General features: G+C 68.0%; 1 protein-coding gene and 1 pseudogene. One reads left to right on the top strand and one right to left on the bottom strand.

The window, feature by feature from the left end; translation table 11 throughout:
- Nucleotides 1-205: 205 nt before the first annotated feature.
- Complete coding sequence (locus JHC99_RS18585) at nt 206-886, top strand: type 1 glutamine amidotransferase domain-containing protein (protein ID WP_292156177.1); 681 nt, start codon at nt 206-208, stop codon at nt 884-886.
- Nucleotides 887-992: 106 nt separating this feature from the next.
- On the opposite strand, the pseudogene JHC99_RS18580 reads toward JHC99_RS18585, so the two are convergent.
- A pseudogene (locus JHC99_RS18580) lies at nt 993-1,963 on the bottom strand (peptidase M61); the annotation flags it as partial.

The raw sequence follows: 1,963 nt of genomic DNA, 5'->3' as shown, positions 1-1,963 counted from the left end.
CGACGAAGTCGCCAAGAAGCTGACGGAAGCCGGCGCCAAGGTGCAGATCAAGTAATCTGGACTGGTCTTCCCGTCCCTCGGGACGGGGCCGATCTGAAGGCAGGCCCGGTGAGCGATCACCGGGCCTGCTTTCGTATGCGCGGGTGGCGTGGGGCGGGGGGCGTCCCCATCTGTCGCTTCCCCCGATACGAGAAAGACGCCTCCCATGAAGATCCTGATGGTCCTGACCTCGCACGATCAACTCGGCGACACCGGCAAGAAGACCGGCTTCTGGCTGGAAGAATTCGCCGCCCCCTATTACGCCCTCAAGGATGCCGGAGCGGAGATCGTGCTGGCCTCGCCCAAGGGCGGTCAGCCGCCGCTGGATCCCAAGAGCGACGATGCCGACGCCCAGACCGACGACACGCGCCGCTTCAAGGCCGATGCCGACGCACAGAAGGTCCTGGCCGAAACAGTGACCCTGTCCAGCGTCGACGCCGCCGATTTCGACGCCGTCTTCTATCCGGGCGGCCACGGTCCGCTGTGGGACCTGGCCGAGGACGCCGGGTCGATCGCCCTGATCGAGGCCTTCGTGAAAGCCGACAAGCCCGTCGCCGCCGTCTGTCACGCGCCGGGCGTATTCAAGAACGTCAAGGCGGCGAACGGCGACCCGCTGGTCAAGGGCCGCAAGGTCGCCGGCTTCACCAACTCCGAGGAAGAGGCTGTCGGCTTGACCGACGTCGTGCCGTTCCTCGTCGAGGACATGCTGAAGGCCAACGGCGGACTGTACGCCAAGGGCGCCGACTGGGGCTCGTTCGTCCAGGTCGACGGCAAGCTGATCACGGGTCAGAACCCCGGCTCCTCGCGCGAAGCGGCCGAGGCCCTGCTGGATGTGCTCAAGGCCTGAGTTGGACGGCTAGACCCGGTTGACGACCCGACGGGCCCTGCGAGCGATCGCGGGGCCCGTTTCTGTCTGGAGGACCGTAGTCAGCGTGGGCGTCTTTCGCAGAGGGTCACCGCCCGCGCGCCGTCATGATCTCGCCGATCCGGTCGCGCGTGCCCTCGATCCGCTCGAGGCGCGGGTAGCGGAGGCCGCCCGTGTACGACAGGTCGACCGTGCGGATGCGCTGGCCGTTCTTGAGGATCAGGCGGATGGGGGCCTGACCCGACTTGGCGGCGGTGACGGCCTCGCGCAGGACCTCCGGCGTCGCGACGCGATCGCCGACGGCGATCAGGTCCCAACCGGCGCCGATGCCGGCCTCGAACGCCGGGCCGCCCCACTGGATGGCGGAGATGCGCTGGGTCGGGCCGGCCAGGCTGAAGCCCAGCGAATAGCGGAAGTCCGAGCCCCAGTTGGAGGACATGGCCTTCTCGTCGGCGTTGGGCTCCTCGACGTAGACCAGGCGGTAGCCGCCCCGCTCCAGACCGTCGAGCGGCGCACGGGCGTCGGGACCGGAGGCGTCCAGCCGGGTGCGCAGGAAGGTCGCCCAGTCATGGGGCTGGACCGCGTTCAGGGCCGCGACGACGTCGGCGAAGGTGTAGCCTTGCGGCGTCCACGACCCATCGGTCCCTTCCGGCGAGAAGAAGCTGCGGGCGAAATCGTCGAGCGACTTCCGGTCGCGGCTGAGCTCGCGGATCAGGGTGTCCGCGTCGAGCCACATCAGGGCGGCTTCGTCATAATAGTCGCCGGTGCCGCGCATCCACGACGGCCACTGGCCAGGGATGCGATAGCCCAACAGGTTGTGGTTGTTGGTGTCCTGCAGATTGCGCCACTCGCGGCCCGGCTGGTTCTCGTAGAAGGCCGCGCGGTCGGCCAGGAAGGTGAGGGCCTGGGCCCTGGTATGAAGGCCGGAGCGGGCGGCCAGCACTTCGCCCCAGTACTTCGTCTGACCCTCATAGACCCACAGGAGGCTGTTTTCGGTCGGGACATTGTAGTTGGCGGTCAGCTCGTCGGCCGGCCGCATGAACTTGCCGTTCCAGGAGT

The sequence above is a fragment of the Brevundimonas sp. genome, assembly GCF_016463485.1.
In the GTDB taxonomy this organism is placed as follows: domain Bacteria; phylum Pseudomonadota; class Alphaproteobacteria; order Caulobacterales; family Caulobacteraceae; genus Brevundimonas.
This window is presented reverse-complemented; position numbering and strand designations above follow the sequence as displayed.

Coding starts and splice junctions, on each gene's coding strand:
- JHC99_RS18585 (WP_292156177.1), top strand. CDS start 206: ATGAAGATCCTGATGGTCCTGACCTCGCACGATCAACTCGGCGACACC.